The sequence below is a fragment of the Pseudomonas sp. FA117 genome, assembly GCF_057370475.1.
On the sequence record NZ_CM170675.1, the window covers coordinates 4,326,281 to 4,342,572 of the forward strand.

General features: G+C 64.5%; 12 protein-coding genes. 5 read left to right on the top strand and 7 right to left on the bottom strand.

Going from position 1 to position 16,292, the window contains the following annotated elements; all coding sequences use genetic code 11:
- Window positions 1–3: 3 nt before the first annotated feature.
- Complete coding sequence (locus AC1TXO_RS20040) at window positions 4–1,356, bottom strand: cytochrome C (protein WP_486403346.1); 1,353 nt, start codon at window positions 1,354–1,356, stop codon at window positions 4–6.
- 324 nt (window positions 1,357–1,680) lie between these two features.
- On the opposite strand from AC1TXO_RS20040, the gene AC1TXO_RS20045 reads away from it, so the two are divergent.
- Complete coding sequence (locus AC1TXO_RS20045; RefSeq protein WP_486403347.1) at window positions 1,681–5,106, top strand: hypothetical protein; 3,426 nt, start codon at window positions 1,681–1,683, stop codon at window positions 5,104–5,106.
- Window positions 5,107–5,357: 251 nt separating this feature from the next.
- Here AC1TXO_RS20045 and mqo read toward each other — a convergent pair whose 3' ends face one another.
- The 3 genes from mqo to AC1TXO_RS20060 all read right to left on the bottom strand — a co-directional run bounded on the left by mqo (window position 5,358) and on the right by AC1TXO_RS20060 (window position 9,418).
- Window positions 5,358–7,001, bottom strand: coding sequence for a malate dehydrogenase (quinone) (mqo, locus tag AC1TXO_RS20050; RefSeq protein WP_486403348.1), 1,644 nt, complete (start codon window positions 6,999–7,001; stop codon window positions 5,358–5,360).
- Window positions 7,002–7,267: 266 nt separating this feature from the next.
- On the bottom strand, window positions 7,268–8,341 hold the full coding sequence (locus tag AC1TXO_RS20055) for an AI-2E family transporter (RefSeq protein WP_486403349.1): 1,074 nt from the start codon (window positions 8,339–8,341) through the stop codon (window positions 7,268–7,270).
- Window positions 8,342–8,353: 12 nt separating this feature from the next.
- Complete coding sequence (locus AC1TXO_RS20060) at window positions 8,354–9,418, bottom strand: DUF2066 domain-containing protein (protein ID WP_486403350.1); 1,065 nt, start codon at window positions 9,416–9,418, stop codon at window positions 8,354–8,356.
- Between the two features lie 271 nt (window positions 9,419–9,689).
- On the opposite strand from AC1TXO_RS20060, the gene purM reads away from it, so the two are divergent.
- The 4 genes from purM to AC1TXO_RS20080 all read left to right on the top strand — a co-directional run bounded on the left by purM (window position 9,690) and on the right by AC1TXO_RS20080 (window position 12,485).
- On the top strand, window positions 9,690–10,748 hold the full coding sequence (gene purM / locus AC1TXO_RS20065; RefSeq protein ID WP_003252437.1) for a phosphoribosylformylglycinamidine cyclo-ligase: 1,059 nt from the start codon (window positions 9,690–9,692) through the stop codon (window positions 10,746–10,748).
- On the top strand, window positions 10,748–11,401 hold the full coding sequence (gene purN / locus AC1TXO_RS20070; protein ID WP_486403351.1) for a phosphoribosylglycinamide formyltransferase: 654 nt from the start codon (window positions 10,748–10,750) through the stop codon (window positions 11,399–11,401). The genes purM and purN overlap by 1 nt, the downstream gene beginning before the upstream one ends.
- Before the next feature lie 8 nt (window positions 11,402–11,409).
- Window positions 11,410–12,120, top strand: a complete 711-nt coding sequence (locus AC1TXO_RS20075; RefSeq protein ID WP_486403352.1) for a DUF3108 domain-containing protein — start codon at window positions 11,410–11,412, stop codon at window positions 12,118–12,120.
- 182 nt (window positions 12,121–12,302) lie between these two features.
- Window positions 12,303–12,485, top strand: a complete 183-nt coding sequence (locus AC1TXO_RS20080; RefSeq protein ID WP_486403353.1) for a hypothetical protein — start codon at window positions 12,303–12,305, stop codon at window positions 12,483–12,485.
- Window positions 12,486–12,529: 44 nt separating this feature from the next.
- Here the strand turns inward: AC1TXO_RS20080 and AC1TXO_RS20085 are convergent, their stop codons facing one another.
- The 3 genes from AC1TXO_RS20085 to relA all read right to left on the bottom strand — a co-directional run bounded on the left by AC1TXO_RS20085 (window position 12,530) and on the right by relA (window position 16,274).
- On the bottom strand, window positions 12,530–13,069 hold the full coding sequence (locus tag AC1TXO_RS20085; protein ID WP_486403354.1) for a DUF2058 domain-containing protein: 540 nt from the start codon (window positions 13,067–13,069) through the stop codon (window positions 12,530–12,532).
- Window positions 13,070–13,095: 26 nt separating this feature from the next.
- Window positions 13,096–13,929 (bottom strand): nucleoside triphosphate pyrophosphohydrolase, encoded by an 834-nt coding sequence (mazG, locus tag AC1TXO_RS20090; protein WP_486403355.1) that lies wholly within the window; start codon window positions 13,927–13,929, stop codon window positions 13,096–13,098.
- A 104-nt stretch (window positions 13,930–14,033) separates the two neighbouring features.
- Window positions 14,034–16,274: a GTP diphosphokinase gene (relA, locus tag AC1TXO_RS20095; RefSeq protein ID WP_486403356.1), complete on the bottom strand. Its 2,241-nt coding sequence runs from the start codon at window positions 16,272–16,274 to the stop codon at window positions 14,034–14,036.
- Window positions 16,275–16,292 lie beyond the last annotated feature (18 nt).

Below are 16,292 nucleotides of genomic sequence, written 5' to 3' on the forward strand. Positions count from 1 at the left end.
GCATCACTCCTTGGCGCCAGTGGATTGGGCACGTTCAAGCAGGAAGGTGAAGTCGGCGAAACTGGTGCGCGGCGATTCGGTCACCCGGGTGGTCGCGTTGTTGTGGCACTCCATGCAGCTTGAAGACGCCTGCGGCACGCTACCCTGGTTGTAGGTTTCCAGCGTGGCGTTGGCCAGGAAGCTTGGCGCCGGGGAGCCCAGGGGGTTGACCGGGTCGGGAACCTGGCACTTCGGATCCGTGGCGGGCTTGGTCGGCCACTGGGTGCTCACCAGTTGGTAGTTGGCCCAGACCGTGCCTGACAACGCGCTGCGCCACTGCTGGTTGAGCGCCTGGGCAGCGGCGGTGATCGGGATCTCGCGCACGATCTGCGACGGCTCGGCCTTCTTCGACGGATCCCACGGCTGTGCCGGCGGCTCGTTGATCGGTCGGTCGGCCTTGGCGTCATAGAACAGGTACGGCCCCTTGCGCTCGCTCACGGGCGTGGTCTTTTCCGGCACGTTGCGCACGTGTTCGAAGGTCGACCACACCCACTGCTGGGCGTCCTGGGTCTTGTGCACGATGTGCAACCCGACCAGGCCGACCTTCTGCGCACTGCACGACTCGACGACGATGTCGCCCTTGTCAGGGTTGGCATTGCCCGGGGTGTACACCAGCGCATCGACCGCATGGAATTCTGCGGCGTTGTCGTTCCCGTCGAGCACCTTCCAGGCCGACTTGACCATGATCGCGCCAACCCGCTCGTCCTTCTCGGAACCACAGGCGAAGGCGATACGATTCCCGGCCTTGCCCAGGAACGCTTGCTGACCCTCCTTGCTGTACAGGCCGTTGTTGACGATATCGTCGAACATCGGCTGGTTGACCATGATCGCGTTGCGCGTGTAATGCCCGTTCTGGTCGACCAGCGGCCCGGTCTTGAACGGCTGGATGAACTCATCGAGCACACCGGCGACCTTGCCCATCTGCTGCAGCACAGGCAGGTCGCCTTTGCCCTGGCAGGCTGCGGGCAGGGGCGCCTTTTCGTGCCAACCTACAGGTTTCTGACCCTTGGGCAGGAAGATCTCGTAGCTCTCCTTCCACGACTCCCACACTGTCGTTGCGTTCGACTTGCCGATCTGCGCCTGGGTGTCGGCAGTGCCGTCAGGCTTGGCCGGCCAGTTCAGGGCAACGAAGGTCTTCCACGACAACAGGTCGAAATCATGCTGCAGGCTTTCAAGGGTGGGTGTGGGCGGGACGACCACGGTGACATCGAAAGGAATTTGCGGCGACAACACGGGACTGTCCGCCACGGCGGCCATGGCCAGTACGCTGGTGAAGCCTGCACCCAGGCAGGCCAGGTGTTTCGGTCGTTTTCTCATTATCGTCTCCTCAGCAGATAAAGCGTCGGGACGACACAAGACGCGGGGCCTTCATGGTCCCTGTATTCAGCGTTATCCCTGACGCTGAATTGCAGGCTAGCTGGCCATTAGCCATAGCTCGAATAATCTGACTGACGGTAGGGTTATTACCCACGACGCAGGCGCTCAGCACCGTCTTCACAGGCGTAAAACGTTGTGAATTCCCGTGCACCGAAACCTTTGCTTACATTCTGCTCTGCTACCGTCGAGCCGCCTCAAGGGCCGCCCGGTGTCCGGCACCTGCCGCCTCGCGCCCTTCGCGTACCCACGAAAGGAGTTCACGGCATGTCGACCAGCCCCCTCACCCGCAGCCCCGACAGCACAGTGTCGGAGCCACGCGACCACAAGCCCGCCGCCACCTTCCGCGTGCTGCTGGCCAACAGCGAGCGCAACGCCGACAGCGACCGCAGCGCCAAGCCCGACGAGCAGATGCCCGCGCTGGGCGATCTGGCCTCGATCGAAGCGCCCGGCACCCTGGCTGCAGACACCGTGCGCTTTGTGACGGCGGCAGGCGACCATGTGCTGGTGAGCAAGGCGAGCAATCCCAAGCTCTACCAGCAGATCGTCGACGCCCGCCCTGCCCTGGCCGCCATCGCCACGAGCAAGGAAGAGGGTTACACCTTGCTCGGCAAGGATGCACAGGCTCCCGCCGCCCTCGGCGACTACAAGGCCATTGGCGCCGCGGACGAAGTCGGGCCGGGCCTGATCCGCTACCAGACCACCGACGGCAAGTCCTACATCGTTGCCGAGCAGGACAACCCCGAACTGTTCAAGCAAGTCGCGCAGGACTACAAGGCGCTGTCGGGCATCAACGCCAGCAGTGCCGAGGGCTACCAGTGGGTCGGCGCCGACCAGCAGGTGCCAGGCACGCTCGGCGACTTCCGCGCGGTGGGCCCGGCCGAGGAAGTCGGCCCCGGCGTGGTGCGCTACGAAACCCGGGACGGCAACAAGTACGTGGTCTCCGAGCGCGACAATCCGGAGCTCTACAAGGCCGTCACCAGTGCCTACGACAGCCTCTCGGGGCTGCAGGCCAGCGAAGCCGACGGCTACCGCCGCGCCACCGACAACGAGGTATGGCCACCCTTCGACGGCACGCTCATCGGCGCGCGCGACGAGGTCGGCCCGGACCTGATCCGCTATGAGCACGACGGCGAAAAAGTGGTGGTCGCCCGCGACGACAACCCCAAGCTGTTCGACTACCTGGCCGGCCTGCACGAGGTCTACAGCGATCCGGCCAAGGCCGCCGACATCCGCACCGCACTGGACAACGGCGCGGTACTGGCCGATGCCAACACGCCTGCACCGGGCCTCAACGACTACAAGGGGTTTGGCTGGACCACCGGCCAGGAGGGCAACGTCCTCACCTACGAAACCCACGACGGCAGCAAGGTCGTGGTCTCGCGCGACGTTTCACCCGAGCTGTTCAAGCAGGTCGCGACCGCCAACGAGACCTGGGGCAAGATCCACGACAGCGAAAAAGAAGGCTACAAGCTCGCCAGCCCCAACGACTTCCTCAAGAACAAGGACATGTCCTTCGGTTCGCCCGACGAACTGGGCGATGGCCTGATCCGCTTCGAGACCGACGAGGGCAAGTTCATCGTCTCCAGGGAACTGAGCCCACAGCTGTACGACGAAGTGGTCGGCAAGTGGGAGGGCTGGACCAAGGGCGAGGTCGATGAAACCCGCAGCAAGTACAACCTGCCACCGCGCGAGGAGCTCGATGCGCTCAATCTCAAGACCGGGGTCAAGGCTGACGAGAAGGATGGCGCATCACCCGAGCTGACCGTGGGCGAGCTGGCCACCAAGGAACTGCTCGACGACTACCGCAAGGGCGTGCAGGACGGCTCGATCGCCAAGGACGACCCGCGGGCCAAGCTGGTCCGCGCGCTCGAGGCCCAGGCCGCCTACCAGAACGGCCGCGGCATCACCGGCTACGAGGAAGAGCCCGGTGCCTTCGGCGGCACCTGGCGGGTGTTCGACAAGGAACAGACCGAGCTCACCTCCGCCGACATGCACGACATCATCGACGGCGGCAAGCTCAAGGAGCAGATCAGCACCCTGTTCGCCGACGAGACCATCCAGAAGGACTACAAGTCGAAGATGGACGGTGCGCTAGATCGCATCCCCAACAAGGACGAGGTCAAACAGAAGCTGCTCGACCTGACCAACAACCCCGACTACATCGCCTACCTCAAGGACCTGCAGAAACAGGGCAAGGACCACGAAGCCAAGGAAGACCTCAACAGCACACTCTCGGCGCTGTCGCTGTTCGATCCGGAGGCGGCCACCAAGGCGGCCCAGTCGATCCAGGCCGACGGCCTGACCAGCGACCTCAACGACCTGGTCGGCGACCCCAGCAAGATCTCCGACGAGAACAAGGAACTGGCCACCAAGGACGTGTTCGGCCTGCTCAAGAGCGTGCTCAAGGGTTCGCTGCTGGACATGCCACGACGCACCCAGGAGGTCATCGAGAAATTTCTCGAAGAGGGCCTGCAGGGCAAGCAGAAATCCTCGGTGGTCACCAAGGTGCTCGAAGAGCTGTCGCAGATCGACATGGCCAAAGGCAGCATCAGCGAGGCCGACCTCAAGACCGTGCTGTCCAAGCCCTATGTACCGATTGCCGACCGCGGCACCCTGGGCGAGGTGTTCAGCGCCCTCAACAGCAAGGGCATCCTCGGTACGCTGGGCGCCGGGGTAAACCTGTTCTCCGGCATCTACCAGCTGGTCGGCCAGGGCGGCAAGCTCGGCGAGACCTGGCAGCAGCGCCTGTCGATCGCCAAGGACTTCGTCAGCTTCGCCGGGGCCGGCAGCCACTTCGCCAAGGTCGGCGATGCCATCGGCGGGCTGGTGGGCAAGAGCGGGCTGGTCGACTTCCTCGGCCTGGACAAGACCCTCCCGGAAATCTGGGGCAAGGGCGGGATCCAGGAACCTAAGTTCGAGTTCAAGCTCAGCGAACTGCCGTCAGCCACCAAGGCCAAGATCGCCGAGGCACTCGATACCCTGCCCGGCAGCAAGCTGGGCGATTTTTCCGATGTGCTCGGCGATGGCGCCGGCAACGCCAACGCCGCCAAGAACGCCTATGGCGGCATTACCCAGCGCCTGGAAGATGCGGTCTCGGCTTCCGGCACGGTCAAGCTGCCGCCGGGCAAGGCAGCGAAGATCGCCGGTTCGGTGATCAAGGTGCTGGGGCCTGCGACCGACCTTGCCGGTGGCTTTGCCGACATCGTGCTCGGCGCCTTCACCATCAAGAACGCGATCAAGGACGGCGACCCGCTGGCCAAGGCTTCCGGTGGCCTGCAGATCGCCGGCGGTGCCTTCGGTGCCTCCGCAGGAGTACTGGGCGCTGCCAGCCTGTTCGGTGCCGGCACCGCTGCTGCGCTGACCGGGCCGTTCTTCCTGGTCGGGGTGGTGCTGGGGGTGATCGGCGGGATCATCGGCTACTTCGTCGATCACAACAAACGGCAGAAGGCCAGCGAGAAGGAAAACGACTGGTACCGCGACCTGGCCGCCGATGGTTTGCTGCAGGGGGATTGGGCGGACAAGGTCGAGTATGCCCACTATTCGATCCACCATTACGGCGACCGCGAGGCGCCGGAGGATGACAGCCTGTTCCGCTTCCAGGAGGCGGAGTGGCAGCATTTCGACGAGACGCCGCAGAAGAATGGCTCATCGAGCAACCGCCTGGACGACAAGCTGCACGTCGATCATTGAGCATCTCTAGACTGCCCCCAAGAAGTTGGACACAAATCCAACCCCTGTGGGAGCGGGATTGCCCGCGAAAAGAACACCGCGGTGAATGGCACCGGCTCCGCCGGTGTTCGCGGGCAAGCCCGCTCCCACAGGGGCCCGCTGTCACAAATCACTGTAACTAGGGCACAAAAAAGCCACGAGCCCGCCTGCGGCGATCCTCGTGGCTCTTCAGGCAACGGCCTGTCAGACGACAGGCCATCTCCTCAGGCAGCTTACAGTGCCATGTCGTTGGCAGCCTTGCCTTCGGCAGGTGCGGTCGACTCGGCGCCGGTGCTGGTGCCGACGCTCTGGTCGATGACCGGAGGCTTCTCCAGCTGCAGCACTTCAGCGGTGTAGTTCCACTCTTTCTGCACGGCAGCAGCGGAATCATTCAGCTTGGTACCGTAGCTCGGCACGATCTCGCGGATGCGGGCCTGCCATTCAGGGGTGGCAACCTTTTCCTTGAACACGGTCTCGAGCACGTTGAGCATGATCGGTGCCGCAGTCGAGGCGCCTGGCGAAGCACCCAGCAGACCGGCGATGGTGCGGTCTTCGGACGCCACGACCTCGGTGCCCAGCTTCAGCACACCGCCCTTCTCTTCGTCACGCTTGATGATCTGCACGCGCTGACCGGCCTGCCACAGGCGCCAGTCTTCTTTCTTGGCGTGCGGGAAGTAGGTGCGCAGGGCTTCAAAGCGGTCGTCGTCCGACAGCATCACCTGGCCGGCGAGGTACTCGACCAGCGGGTACTGCTCGATACCGACTTTGGTCATCGGCCAGACGTTGTGCAGGGTGGTGCTGCTCAGCAGGTCCAGGTACGAACCGTTCTTCAGGAACTTGGTCGAGAAGGTGGCGAATGGCCCGAACAGGATCACGCGCTTGCCGTCCAGCACACGGGTGTCCAGGTGCGGAACCGACATGGGTGGCGCACCGGTCGAGGCGATGCCGTAGGCCTTGGCCATGTGCTGCATGGCAACGGTCGGGTTCTCGGTCACCAGGAACGAGCCGCCCACGGGGAAGCCTGCGTATTCCTTGGCTTCAGGAATGCCCGACTTCTGCAGCAGCTTCAGCGCGCCGCCGCCGGCACCGATGAACAGGAACTTGGCGTCGGTGGCCGACTTGGTGCCATCCTTCAGGTTCTTGTACTCGACGTGCCAGGAGCCGTCCTTGTTGCGGCTGATGTCCTGCACTTCGCTGGACAGCTTCAGCTTGAAGTTGTCGCGGGTCTGCAGGTGGCCGACGAACTGGCGGGTGATCTCGCCGAAGTTGACGTCGGTGCCGATCGGCGTCCAGGTCACGGCCAGCTTCTGGTTCGGGTCACGCCCTTCCATCATCAGCGGGACCCACTTGGCGATCTGCGCGTGGTCTTCGGAGAACTGCATCGGGCGGAACAGCGGGCTCGCCTGCAGTGCTTCGTAGCGCTTCTTCAGGAAGGCGATGTTGTCGTCGCCCCAGACGAAGCTCATGTGCGGGGTGGTGTTGATGAACGATTTCGGGTTCTTCAGCACGCCCTGGCGAACCTGCCAGGACCAGAACTGGCGCGACACCTGGAAGGCTTCGTTGATCTCGATCGCCTTGGAGATGTTGACCTTGCCGTCCTTGTCCATCGGGGTGTAGTTCAGCTCAGCCAGCGCGGAGTGGCCGGTACCGGCGTTGTTCCAGCCGTTGGAGCTTTCCTCGGCGACGCCGTCCAGGCGCTCGACCATTTCCATCGACCAGCTCGGCTCCAGTTCGCTGAGCCATACGCCCAGGGTCGAACTCATGATGCCGCCGCCAATCAGGAGCACATCGACTTTCTTGGCTTCGTCGGCGTGCGCTTGCATGAAGCTCGCCGCGACAGCCAGACCCAGCAAGGTCTTGCCAGCTTTTTTGAACATTGATCACTTCCAGTCAGTAGAACGGAGGGTAGGCCTGTGGCTGGCCCTGGTGTTACTTGTTCTTCAGCGCAGGCTTTTTGTGATCATTGTTCAGCAGCCAGAGAACCCTTGTGCGCTTCAGCCTTTGGTCTGATTGACCGGGGACAGGCTGAAACGATTGCGGATTGTAACCGAAACGCCAGCACAAACAAATTGGCGGCGGCAACGTCAACGTGGCGGGTTGCCTCAGGGCTTCGCCCGGCACGAGGGCCGGGCGAACGTCGGGGTTACAGGTCGGGATCGATGTCCCCGGCGTACATGTCCGACTCTTTATACAGGTCGTGCACATGGCGCAGCAGCACCATGATCACCGCCGCCACCGGCAGCGCCAGCAGCACGCCAGTGAAGCCGAACAGCTCGCCACCGGCCAGGATGGCGAAGATCACCGCCACCGGGTGCAGGCCGATGCGGTCGCCCACCAGCAACGGCGTCAGCACCATGCCTTCGAGGGCCTGGCCGATCATGAACACCGCGACGATGCCGAGCATCGGGTACAGGTCGCCGCCGAACTGGAACAGCCCGGCGATCAGCGCCGCGCCGATGCCGACGATGAAGCCCATGTACGGCACGATGGCCGCCAGGCCCGCCAGCAGGCCGATCAGCAGCCCCAGCTCGAGCCCCACCAGCGACAGCCCGACCGCGTAGATCACGCCCAGCGCCAGCATCACCAGCAGTTGCCCGCGCACGAACGCGCCCAGCACCTCGTGGCACTCGCCGGCCAGTTCCACCACCTGGTCTTCGCGCTGGCGCGGCAGCAGGCTGCGCAGCTTGGCCATCATCAGGTCCCAGTCGCGCAGCAGGTAGAAGCCCACCACCGGGATCAGCACCAGGTTGGCCAGCCAGGCGATCAGCGCCAGGCTCGAGGCCGTGGCCTGGGACAGGACGATGCCGACGATGTCGGTGGTCTGGCCCATGTGTTCGCCGATCGCGGCCTTGATCTTGTCGAACTTCCAGAAGCCGTCGGCCAGGCCCAGGCGGCTCTGCACCCAGGGCAGCGCCACATGCTGCAGCCAGTCGAGCATCTGCGGCGCCAGCTCGTACAGGCGCACCAGCTGCTTGGCCAGCATCGGCACCAGCACCAGCAGCAAGGCGAGGAACACCAGGGTGAACAGGCTGAACACCACCACCACGCCCCAGGTGCGCGACAACCCCAGGCGTTCCAGGCGATCGACCAGCGGGTCGGCCAGGTACGCCAGCAGGATGCCGACCAGGAACGGCGAGAGAATGTTGTGCAGCAGGTACAGCACCACGGCAATCAACAGGGCCACGCCCAGCCATACCCAACGACGCACATCGGTCATGGACTCGTCTCCTTACCAGCGAAAGCGCAGGCCGTCGAACGGCCTGGCGGCAGGCGCCTGCGTCGTGGCAGGCTGGCCCGGCGTGGCGTCGGGCACAGGCGCGGGTGCGGCGGCGGGCGCCTGCTCGACCGGCACCTCCTGCAGATGCGCCAGCCCCAGCTGGGCGCGCAACTGCTCGCGATTACCGGTGACCGCGTAGGTCAGGGTGTCGCCTTCGGCCATCTGCAGGCGCGGGCCGTAGGGTTCGAGCACGCGCCCCAGTTCGGCATAGCGCTGCAGGTTCATGCCCTGCACCTGGACCTGCAGGTCGCTGCTGGCCCCCGGACGGATGACGTAGCGCGGCGCCAGGCGGGTGCTGATCGCCAGCATCAGCGCATCGGCCATGGCAGCCTGGTCGGCACCCTCGGCCGTGCCCTGCTCGCGCTGGTCTCCCAGCCACAGCTGCCACTTGCCCTGCCACTTGCCGTCAGCCTCGTGGGCGTGCACGGCCAGCAGCGCATCGGCGCCGTAACGCTCGGACGCCTCGCGCAGCGGCGCCGGGTCGTTGCCTTCGAGCTGCTTGGCGTTGGCCACCAGCTGCTCCTGCAGGTCGGCCAGCGGCAGGCGCAGCGGCAGGCCACGGTGCTGGGCAGCGCGACGCAGGGGCTCGGCGCTGGTCTGGCCATCGCCGACCAGGCTGCTGCCTTCGACGCTGTCGTACAGCCACCAGCCGAGAATCGACGGCCGGTTGCTGCCCCACAGTGCCAGGCCACCCTGGCGCAGGGCGCGCTCGGTGCTGCCGGGGTCGAATTCCACCACCAGCGCTTCAGGCGGGCCGGCCTCGTTGCCGACCTGGTTGATGATCTGCTGCGGATCCTTGCGCAGGGCGGCGACTGCAGGGTTCTGGAGGGCCTTGGGATCGCCGGTAAGACGCAGCACCAGGGTGTCGAGGGCCTTGGAGGTGGCCTGGGTGCGCGCCTCGCTGCCCTGCCCGTCGACGGGCTCGCGGACCTGGTAGAGGCCCGATACGGTTTCGGCCTGGGCCGTCGCACCGATCAGGCCCACGCACACCACTGCCAGGTAATTGAGAAAACGCATGAAGGATTCCTGTCCAGATGACTTTCAGTCCAGAAGCTACAAGCTGCAGCGTGTCAGCGGCAAGCAAAAGCGCGCGCGAGCGCTGCCTGTCTTCTCTTATAGCCTACCGCTCGCCACTTGCCGTTCAATGGAGGATGGCCGCTGCCGGGCAACCCTGATAAAATCGCGCGCCTTCGCAGACCAGTCACGTACAGGCAGCCGCCGCCTCCCGAGCCGGCCTTGGCCGCGCTGGTCGTTTTCCTGAATCCCTCCCTCTTAAAGGCCTGGATCAATGAGCAAGCAACCCTCCCTGAGCTACAAGGACGCCGGTGTAGACATCGACGCCGGCGAAGCACTGGTCGAACGCATCAAGGGCGTCGCCAAGCGCACCGCACGCCCTGAAGTCATGGGTGGCCTGGGCGGCTTCGGCGCCCTCTGCGAGATCCCGGCCGGCTACAAGCAGCCGGTGCTGGTGTCCGGCACCGACGGCGTCGGCACCAAGCTGCGCCTGGCGCTGAACCTGAACAAGCACGACAGCATCGGCCAGGACCTGGTCGCCATGTGCGTCAACGACCTGGTGGTCTGCGGCGCCGAACCGCTGTTCTTCCTCGACTACTACGCCACCGGCAAGCTCAACGTCGACGTGGCCGCCACCGTGGTCACCGGCATCGGCGCAGGTTGCGAACTGGCCGGTTGCTCGCTGGTCGGTGGTGAAACCGCCGAAATGCCGGGCATGTACGAAGGCGAAGACTACGACCTGGCCGGCTTCTGCGTCGGCGTGGTGGAAAAGGCCGAAATCATCGACGGCTCCAAGGTTGCCACTGGCGACGCACTGATCGCCCTGCCCTCCTCCGGCCCGCACTCCAACGGCTACTCGCTGATCCGCAAGATCCTCGAAGTGTCGGCCACCGACATCGAGAACACCCAGCTGGACGGCAAGCCGCTGACCGACCTGCTGATGGCGCCGACGCGCATCTACGTCAAGCCGCTGCTGCAGCTGATCAAGAACACCGGCGCGGTCAAGGCCATGGCCCACATCACCGGTGGCGGCCTGCTGGACAACATCCCGCGCGTCCTGCCGAAAAACGCCCAGGCCGTGGTAGACGTCGCCAGCTGGCAGCGCCCGGCGGTATTCGACTTCCTGCAGGAAAAAGGCAACGTCGACGAGCACGAAATGCACCGCGTACTGAACTGCGGCGTAGGCATGGTGATCTGCGTGGCCCAGGACCAGGTCGAAGCCGCCCTGAACGAACTGCGCGCTGCCGGTGAGCAGCCATGGGTAATCGGCCATATCGCCGAAGCCGCCGAAGGCGCTGCCCAGGTCGAGCTGCAGAACCTCAAGGCACACTGATGCCGAGCAAGACCTGCAATGTCGTGGTACTGCTGTCGGGTTCCGGCAGCAACCTGCAAGCCCTGATCGACAGCACCGCCGCCCCGGACAGCCCGGCGCGGATCCGCGCGGTGATATCCAACCGCCCCGACGCCTACGGCCTGGAACGGGCCCGGGCGGCCGGGATCGACACCGCCGTGCTCGAGCATGGCGGCTTCGACGGCCGCGAGGCGTTCGATGCGGCGCTGGTGCAACTGATCGACGGCTTCGCCCCCGACCTGGTGGTGCTGGCCGGTTTCATGCGCATCCTCAGTGGCGACTTCGTGCGCCACTACCAGGGTCGCCTGCTCAACATCCACCCGTCGTTGCTGCCCAGGTACAAAGGGCTGCACACCCACCAGCGGGCCCTGGATGCCGGTGATGCCGAGCACGGCTGCAGTGTTCATTTCGTCACCGAGGAACTCGACGGCGGGCCCTTGGTCGTACAGGCTGTGGTAGCGGTCGCGCCAGGCGACGATGCGCAGAGCCTGGCACAACGGGTCCACCGACAGGAACACCAGATCTACCCGCTGGCGGTGCACTGGTTCGCCAAAGGACGCTTGCGCCTGGGCGAACAAGGTGCATTACTGGATGGCCAGCCGCTGGCGGCCAGCGGTCACTTGATTCGACCCTAGGAGAATTTATGCGTCGCGCCCTGCTATTGGCTCTCGCCGTGCTCGCCCTGCCGCTCCAGGCAGCTGATCTGAAGCCTTTCTCGGCCAGCTACACCGCCGACTGGAAACAGCTGCCCATGAGCGGCACTGCCGAACGCAGCCTGGTCAAGAACGCCAACGGTACCTGGGACCTGAACTTCAAAGCCTCCATGATGATCGCCAGCCTGACCGAGCAGAGCACGGTGCGCATGGACAACGACACCCTGCTGCCGCAGAAGTACCACTTCGAACGCGGCGGCCTGGGCAAGGCGAAGAAAGTCGACCTGGACTTCGACTGGAGCAGCAAGAAGGTCACCGGCAGCGACCGTGGCGACGCGATCAGCCTGCCGCTCAACCGTGGCGTGCTGGACAAGTCGTCCTACCAGCTGGCGCTGCAGCATGACGTGGCAGCCGGCAAGAAGAGCATGACCTACCAGGTGGTCGACGGTGACGAGATCGACACCTACGACTTCCGCGTGCTCGGCACCGAGAAAGTCACCACCAAGACCGGCCAGGTCGATGCGGTGAAGGTCGAGCGCGTTCGCGACCCGAGCCAGAGCAAGCGCATCACCGAGTTGTGGTTCGCCAAGGACTGGGACTACCTGCTGGTGCAACTGCGCCAGGTCGAGACCGATGGCAAGGAATACGTGATCGTGCTGCAGGATGGTACGGTCGACGGCAGGACGGTGAAGGGCAACTGATCCCTTCCCTGCTGTAGCCCGAGCCCCGCCTTGATGCGGGGCTTTTTTTGGCCTGCGCAAACAAGCGCAGCGCGTTTCATGAACATAGTTTCATCGTCGTTTTATTTACTTAGCCTGCTAACAAACTCTATAAAGAAGGTGTGCGACACAGTGTCGCAGACCAACAGAAGTGGAGTTTACCGATGACTGTCCAAGTAACCGAACGCGACGAATCGAAAATGTCCCACGAAGGCCTGGCCGCTGGCGTGCGGATCTGGGACGTACACCAGCAGGGCCAGCTGGTCGGCATGTTCCACAACGAGCATGAAGCCCACCAGTATCGCCAGGAGCTCGAAACCCTCGAGAGCCAGCGCACCACACAATAAGATCTCCCCCACGAAAAACCCCGCCTGAGCGGGGTTTTCGTCATTTACCACATCAGATCGTCTGGGATCTTGTAGGCCGCATATGGATCGTCCTCGTCGGCCTCCTCGACATGGGTGTTGAGCAGCAGGATGCGCTTGGGGTCGCGCTCCTGGATCTTCACCGCCGCCTCGCGCGGAATCACCTCGTAGCCGCCGCCATGGGCCACCACCGCCAGCGAGCCGTTGCTCAGCTTGCTGCGCATCAGGGCGTTGACGGCGATGCGCTTGACCTTCTTGTCGTCGACGAAGTTGTAGTAGTCCTCGGTGTTCAGCTTGGGCAGGCGGGTCGCCTCGATCAATTGCTTGACCTGCGCGGCACGGGCTTTCTGCTCGGCCTTCTCCTGCAACTGACGGTTCAGCTCCTGGTCCTTTTTAGCCTTGTCGGCCATGGCTTCCTTGGCCAGGCGCTGCTGGCTGTCGTCTACCTCGACCTGGCCCTTGTGTTCCAGGCGTTTCTGTTTCTTCTCGGCCTTGTTGGTCTGGGAGACCTGCTTCTGGTTGACCAGACCGGCCTTGAGCAATTGATCGCGAAGGGAAAGGCTCATCGGTGTTCACTCACTTATGCATCGGCTCAGCCGCAGCTGGGCAGGTTCTTTTCCTGACGCTTGGCTTCGCCCCAGAGGGCGTCCAGCTCGTCAAGGTTACAATCTTCGATCGGTCGGCCACTGTCGCGCAATGCCTGTTCGATGAAGCGAAAACGGCGTTCGAATTTACGGTTGGCGCGGCGCAGGGCGTTTTCAGGGTCCTGCTTGAGGTGGCGGGCCAGGTTCACGGCGGCGAACAGCAGGTCGCCCACTTCGTCTTCCAGGGCCTGTTCGTCGCCGTCGGCCATCGCCTGCAGCACTTCGTCGAGTTCCTCGCGGACCTTGTCCAGCACCGGCAGTGCCTCGGGCCAGTCGAAACCGACCGTGGCCGCACGCTTCTGCAGTTTGGCCGCACGCGCCAGCGCCGGCAAGGCGCCCGGCACATCGTCGAGCAGCGACAGCTGTTCGGGGGTGGTCTTCTCGGCGCGTTCCTCGGCCTTGATCGCTTCCCAGCGCGACTTGACCTGTGCCTCGCTCAGGCGCGGGAGGTCGGGTGCGGCGTACAGGTCGCCGGTGGGGAACACGTGTGGATGACGGCGAATCAGCTTGCGGGTGATCGAATCGACCACCCCGGCGAACTCGAAACGCCCTTCTTCGCGCGCCAGCTGGCTGTAATAGACGACCTGGAACAGCAGGTCGCCGAGCTCGCCCTGCAACTGCGCGAAATCGCCCTGCTCGATGGCGTCGGCCACCTCGTAGGCTTCCTCGATGGTGTGCTTGACGATGCTGGTGTAGTCCTGCTCGAGATCCCACGGGCAGCCATACTGCGGGTCGCGCAGGCGGGCCATGAGGTGGAGCAGGTCGTCGAGGGTGTAGGTCATTACAGGTCCTTCGGCAGTGCCTTCATCGCGGGGCAAGCCCGCTCCCACAGGGATCACGCTGCACCTGCAGGAGCGGGCTTGCCCGCGATGGGGGCGACGCAGTCTCAAGGCGTACGATTACGCCGCGTCTCGATGATGTTCGGCAACTGCGAGATCCGCCCGAGCAAGCGCCCCAGCGCATCCAGGCCGGGAATCTCGATGGTCAGCGACATCAGCGCGGTGTTGTCTTCCTTGTTCGAGCGGGTGTTGACCGCCAGCACGTTGATCTTCTCGTTGAGCAGCACCTGCGACACGTCGCGCAGCAGGCCCGGGCGGTCGTAGGCGCGGATGACGATGTCGACCGGGTAGGTCTGCACCGGAATCGGCCCCCAGCTCACCTGGATCATGCGCTCCGGCTCCTTGCCGGCCAGCTGCAGCACCGAGGCGCAATCCTGGCGGTGAATGCTCACGCCACGACCCTGGGTGATGTAGCCGACGATGGCATCGCCCGGCAGCGGCTGGCAGCAACCGGCCATCTGCGTCAGCAGGTTGCCAACCCCCTGGATCTGGATGTCGTTGCGCTTGCCCGATCGGGTGCCGCGCGCCGGGCGCGGGATCAGCTCGACCGGCTCGATGCGCTCGGGCTCCAGCAATTGCTGGGCGGCGTTGACCATGTGCGCCAGGCGCAGATCGCCGGCGCCCAGGGCGGCGAACATGTCCTCGGCGGTCTTGACGTTGGCCTTTTCCGCCAGGCGCTCGAAGTCCACCTGGGGCAGGCCCAGGCGGCTGAGTTCGCGCTCGATCAGCGTTTTGCCGGCTGCGACGTTCTGGTCGCGCGCCTGCAGCTTGAACCAGTGGACGATCTTGGCCCGCGCCCGCGAGGTGGTGACGTAGCCGAGGTTGGAGTTCAGCCAGTCGCGGCTCGGGCTGCCCTGCTTGCTGGTGATGATCTCAACCTGCTCGCCGGTCTGCAGGCTGTAGTTCAGCGGCACGATGCGCCCGTTGATCTTGGCGCCACGGCAGTTGTGGCCGATCTCGGTGTGCACGCGGTAGGCGAAGTCCAGCGGCGTGGCGCCCTTGGGCAGGTCGATGGCATGGCCGTCGGGAGTGAACACGTACACCCGGTCCGGTTCGATGTCGACCCGCAGTTGCTCGGCCAGGCCGCCGATGTCGCCCAGCTCCTCGTGCCACTCCAGCACCTGGCGCAGCCAGGAGATCTTCTCTTCGTAGTGGTTGGAGCTGGACTTGACGTCGGTGCCCTTGTACTTCCAGTGCGCGCAGACGCCCAGTTCGGCCTCTTCGTGCATGCCGTGGGTGCGGATCTGCACCTCGAGCACCTTGCCCTCTGGGCCGATCACCGCGGTGTGCAGCGAACGGTAGCCGTTCTCCTTGGGGTTGGCGACGTAGTCGTCGAACTCCTTGGGAATGTGCCGCCACAGGGTGTGGACGATGCCCAGCGCGGTATAGCAGTCGCGGATTTCCGGGACCAGCACGCGCACCGCACGCACGTCGTAGATCTGGCTGAATTCCAGACCCTTGCGCTGCATCTTGCGCCAGATCGAATAGATGTGTTTGGCCCGGCCGCTGATGTCGGCGTTGACCCCGGTGGCCAGCAGCTCGTTCTGCAACTGGTTCATCACGTCGCTGATGAAGCGTTCGCGGTCCAGCCGCCGCTCGTGCAACAGCTTGGCGATCTGCTTGTACTGGTCGGGCTCCAGGTAGCGGAAGGACAGGTCTTCCAGCTCCCACTTGATATGGCCGATACCCAGGCGGTGAGCGAGCGGCGCATAGATGTCGAACACCTCGCGCGCCACGCGCAGGCGTTTTTCGTCATCGGCGGCCTTCACCGCGCGGATGGCGCAGGTCCGCTCTGCCAGCTTGATCAGCGCCACGCGCACGTCGTCGACCATGGCCACGAGCATCTTGCGCAGGTTCTCGACCTGCGCCTGCGAGCCCAGCACCAGCGACTGGCGAGGGCTGAGGCTGGCGCTGATGGCGGCCATGCGCAGCACGCCGTCGATCAGTTTGGAGACCACCGGGCCGAAACGCTGGCCGACCTCGGCCAGGGTCACCTTGCCCTCGCGCACCGACCGGTAGATCACGGCGGCGACCAGCGAGTCCTGGTCGAGCTTGAGGTCGGCGAGGATCTCGGCGATCTCCAGCCCTGCCTGGAAGCTCGACGTGCCGTCGGCCCAGGAATGCTTGGCCGGATTGCCCTTCTTCTCGACTTCCTGGGCGAAATCGCAGGCCTCCTTGAGCGCCGTACGATCCAGCGCCGAATCGACGCTCACCACATGATCCAGCCATGCTTCGAGATTGATACTGCCGTCGGTGTTGACCGGCTGGTGCACTCTCACCTGTACCATGTTTCTTTTACCTTTCCA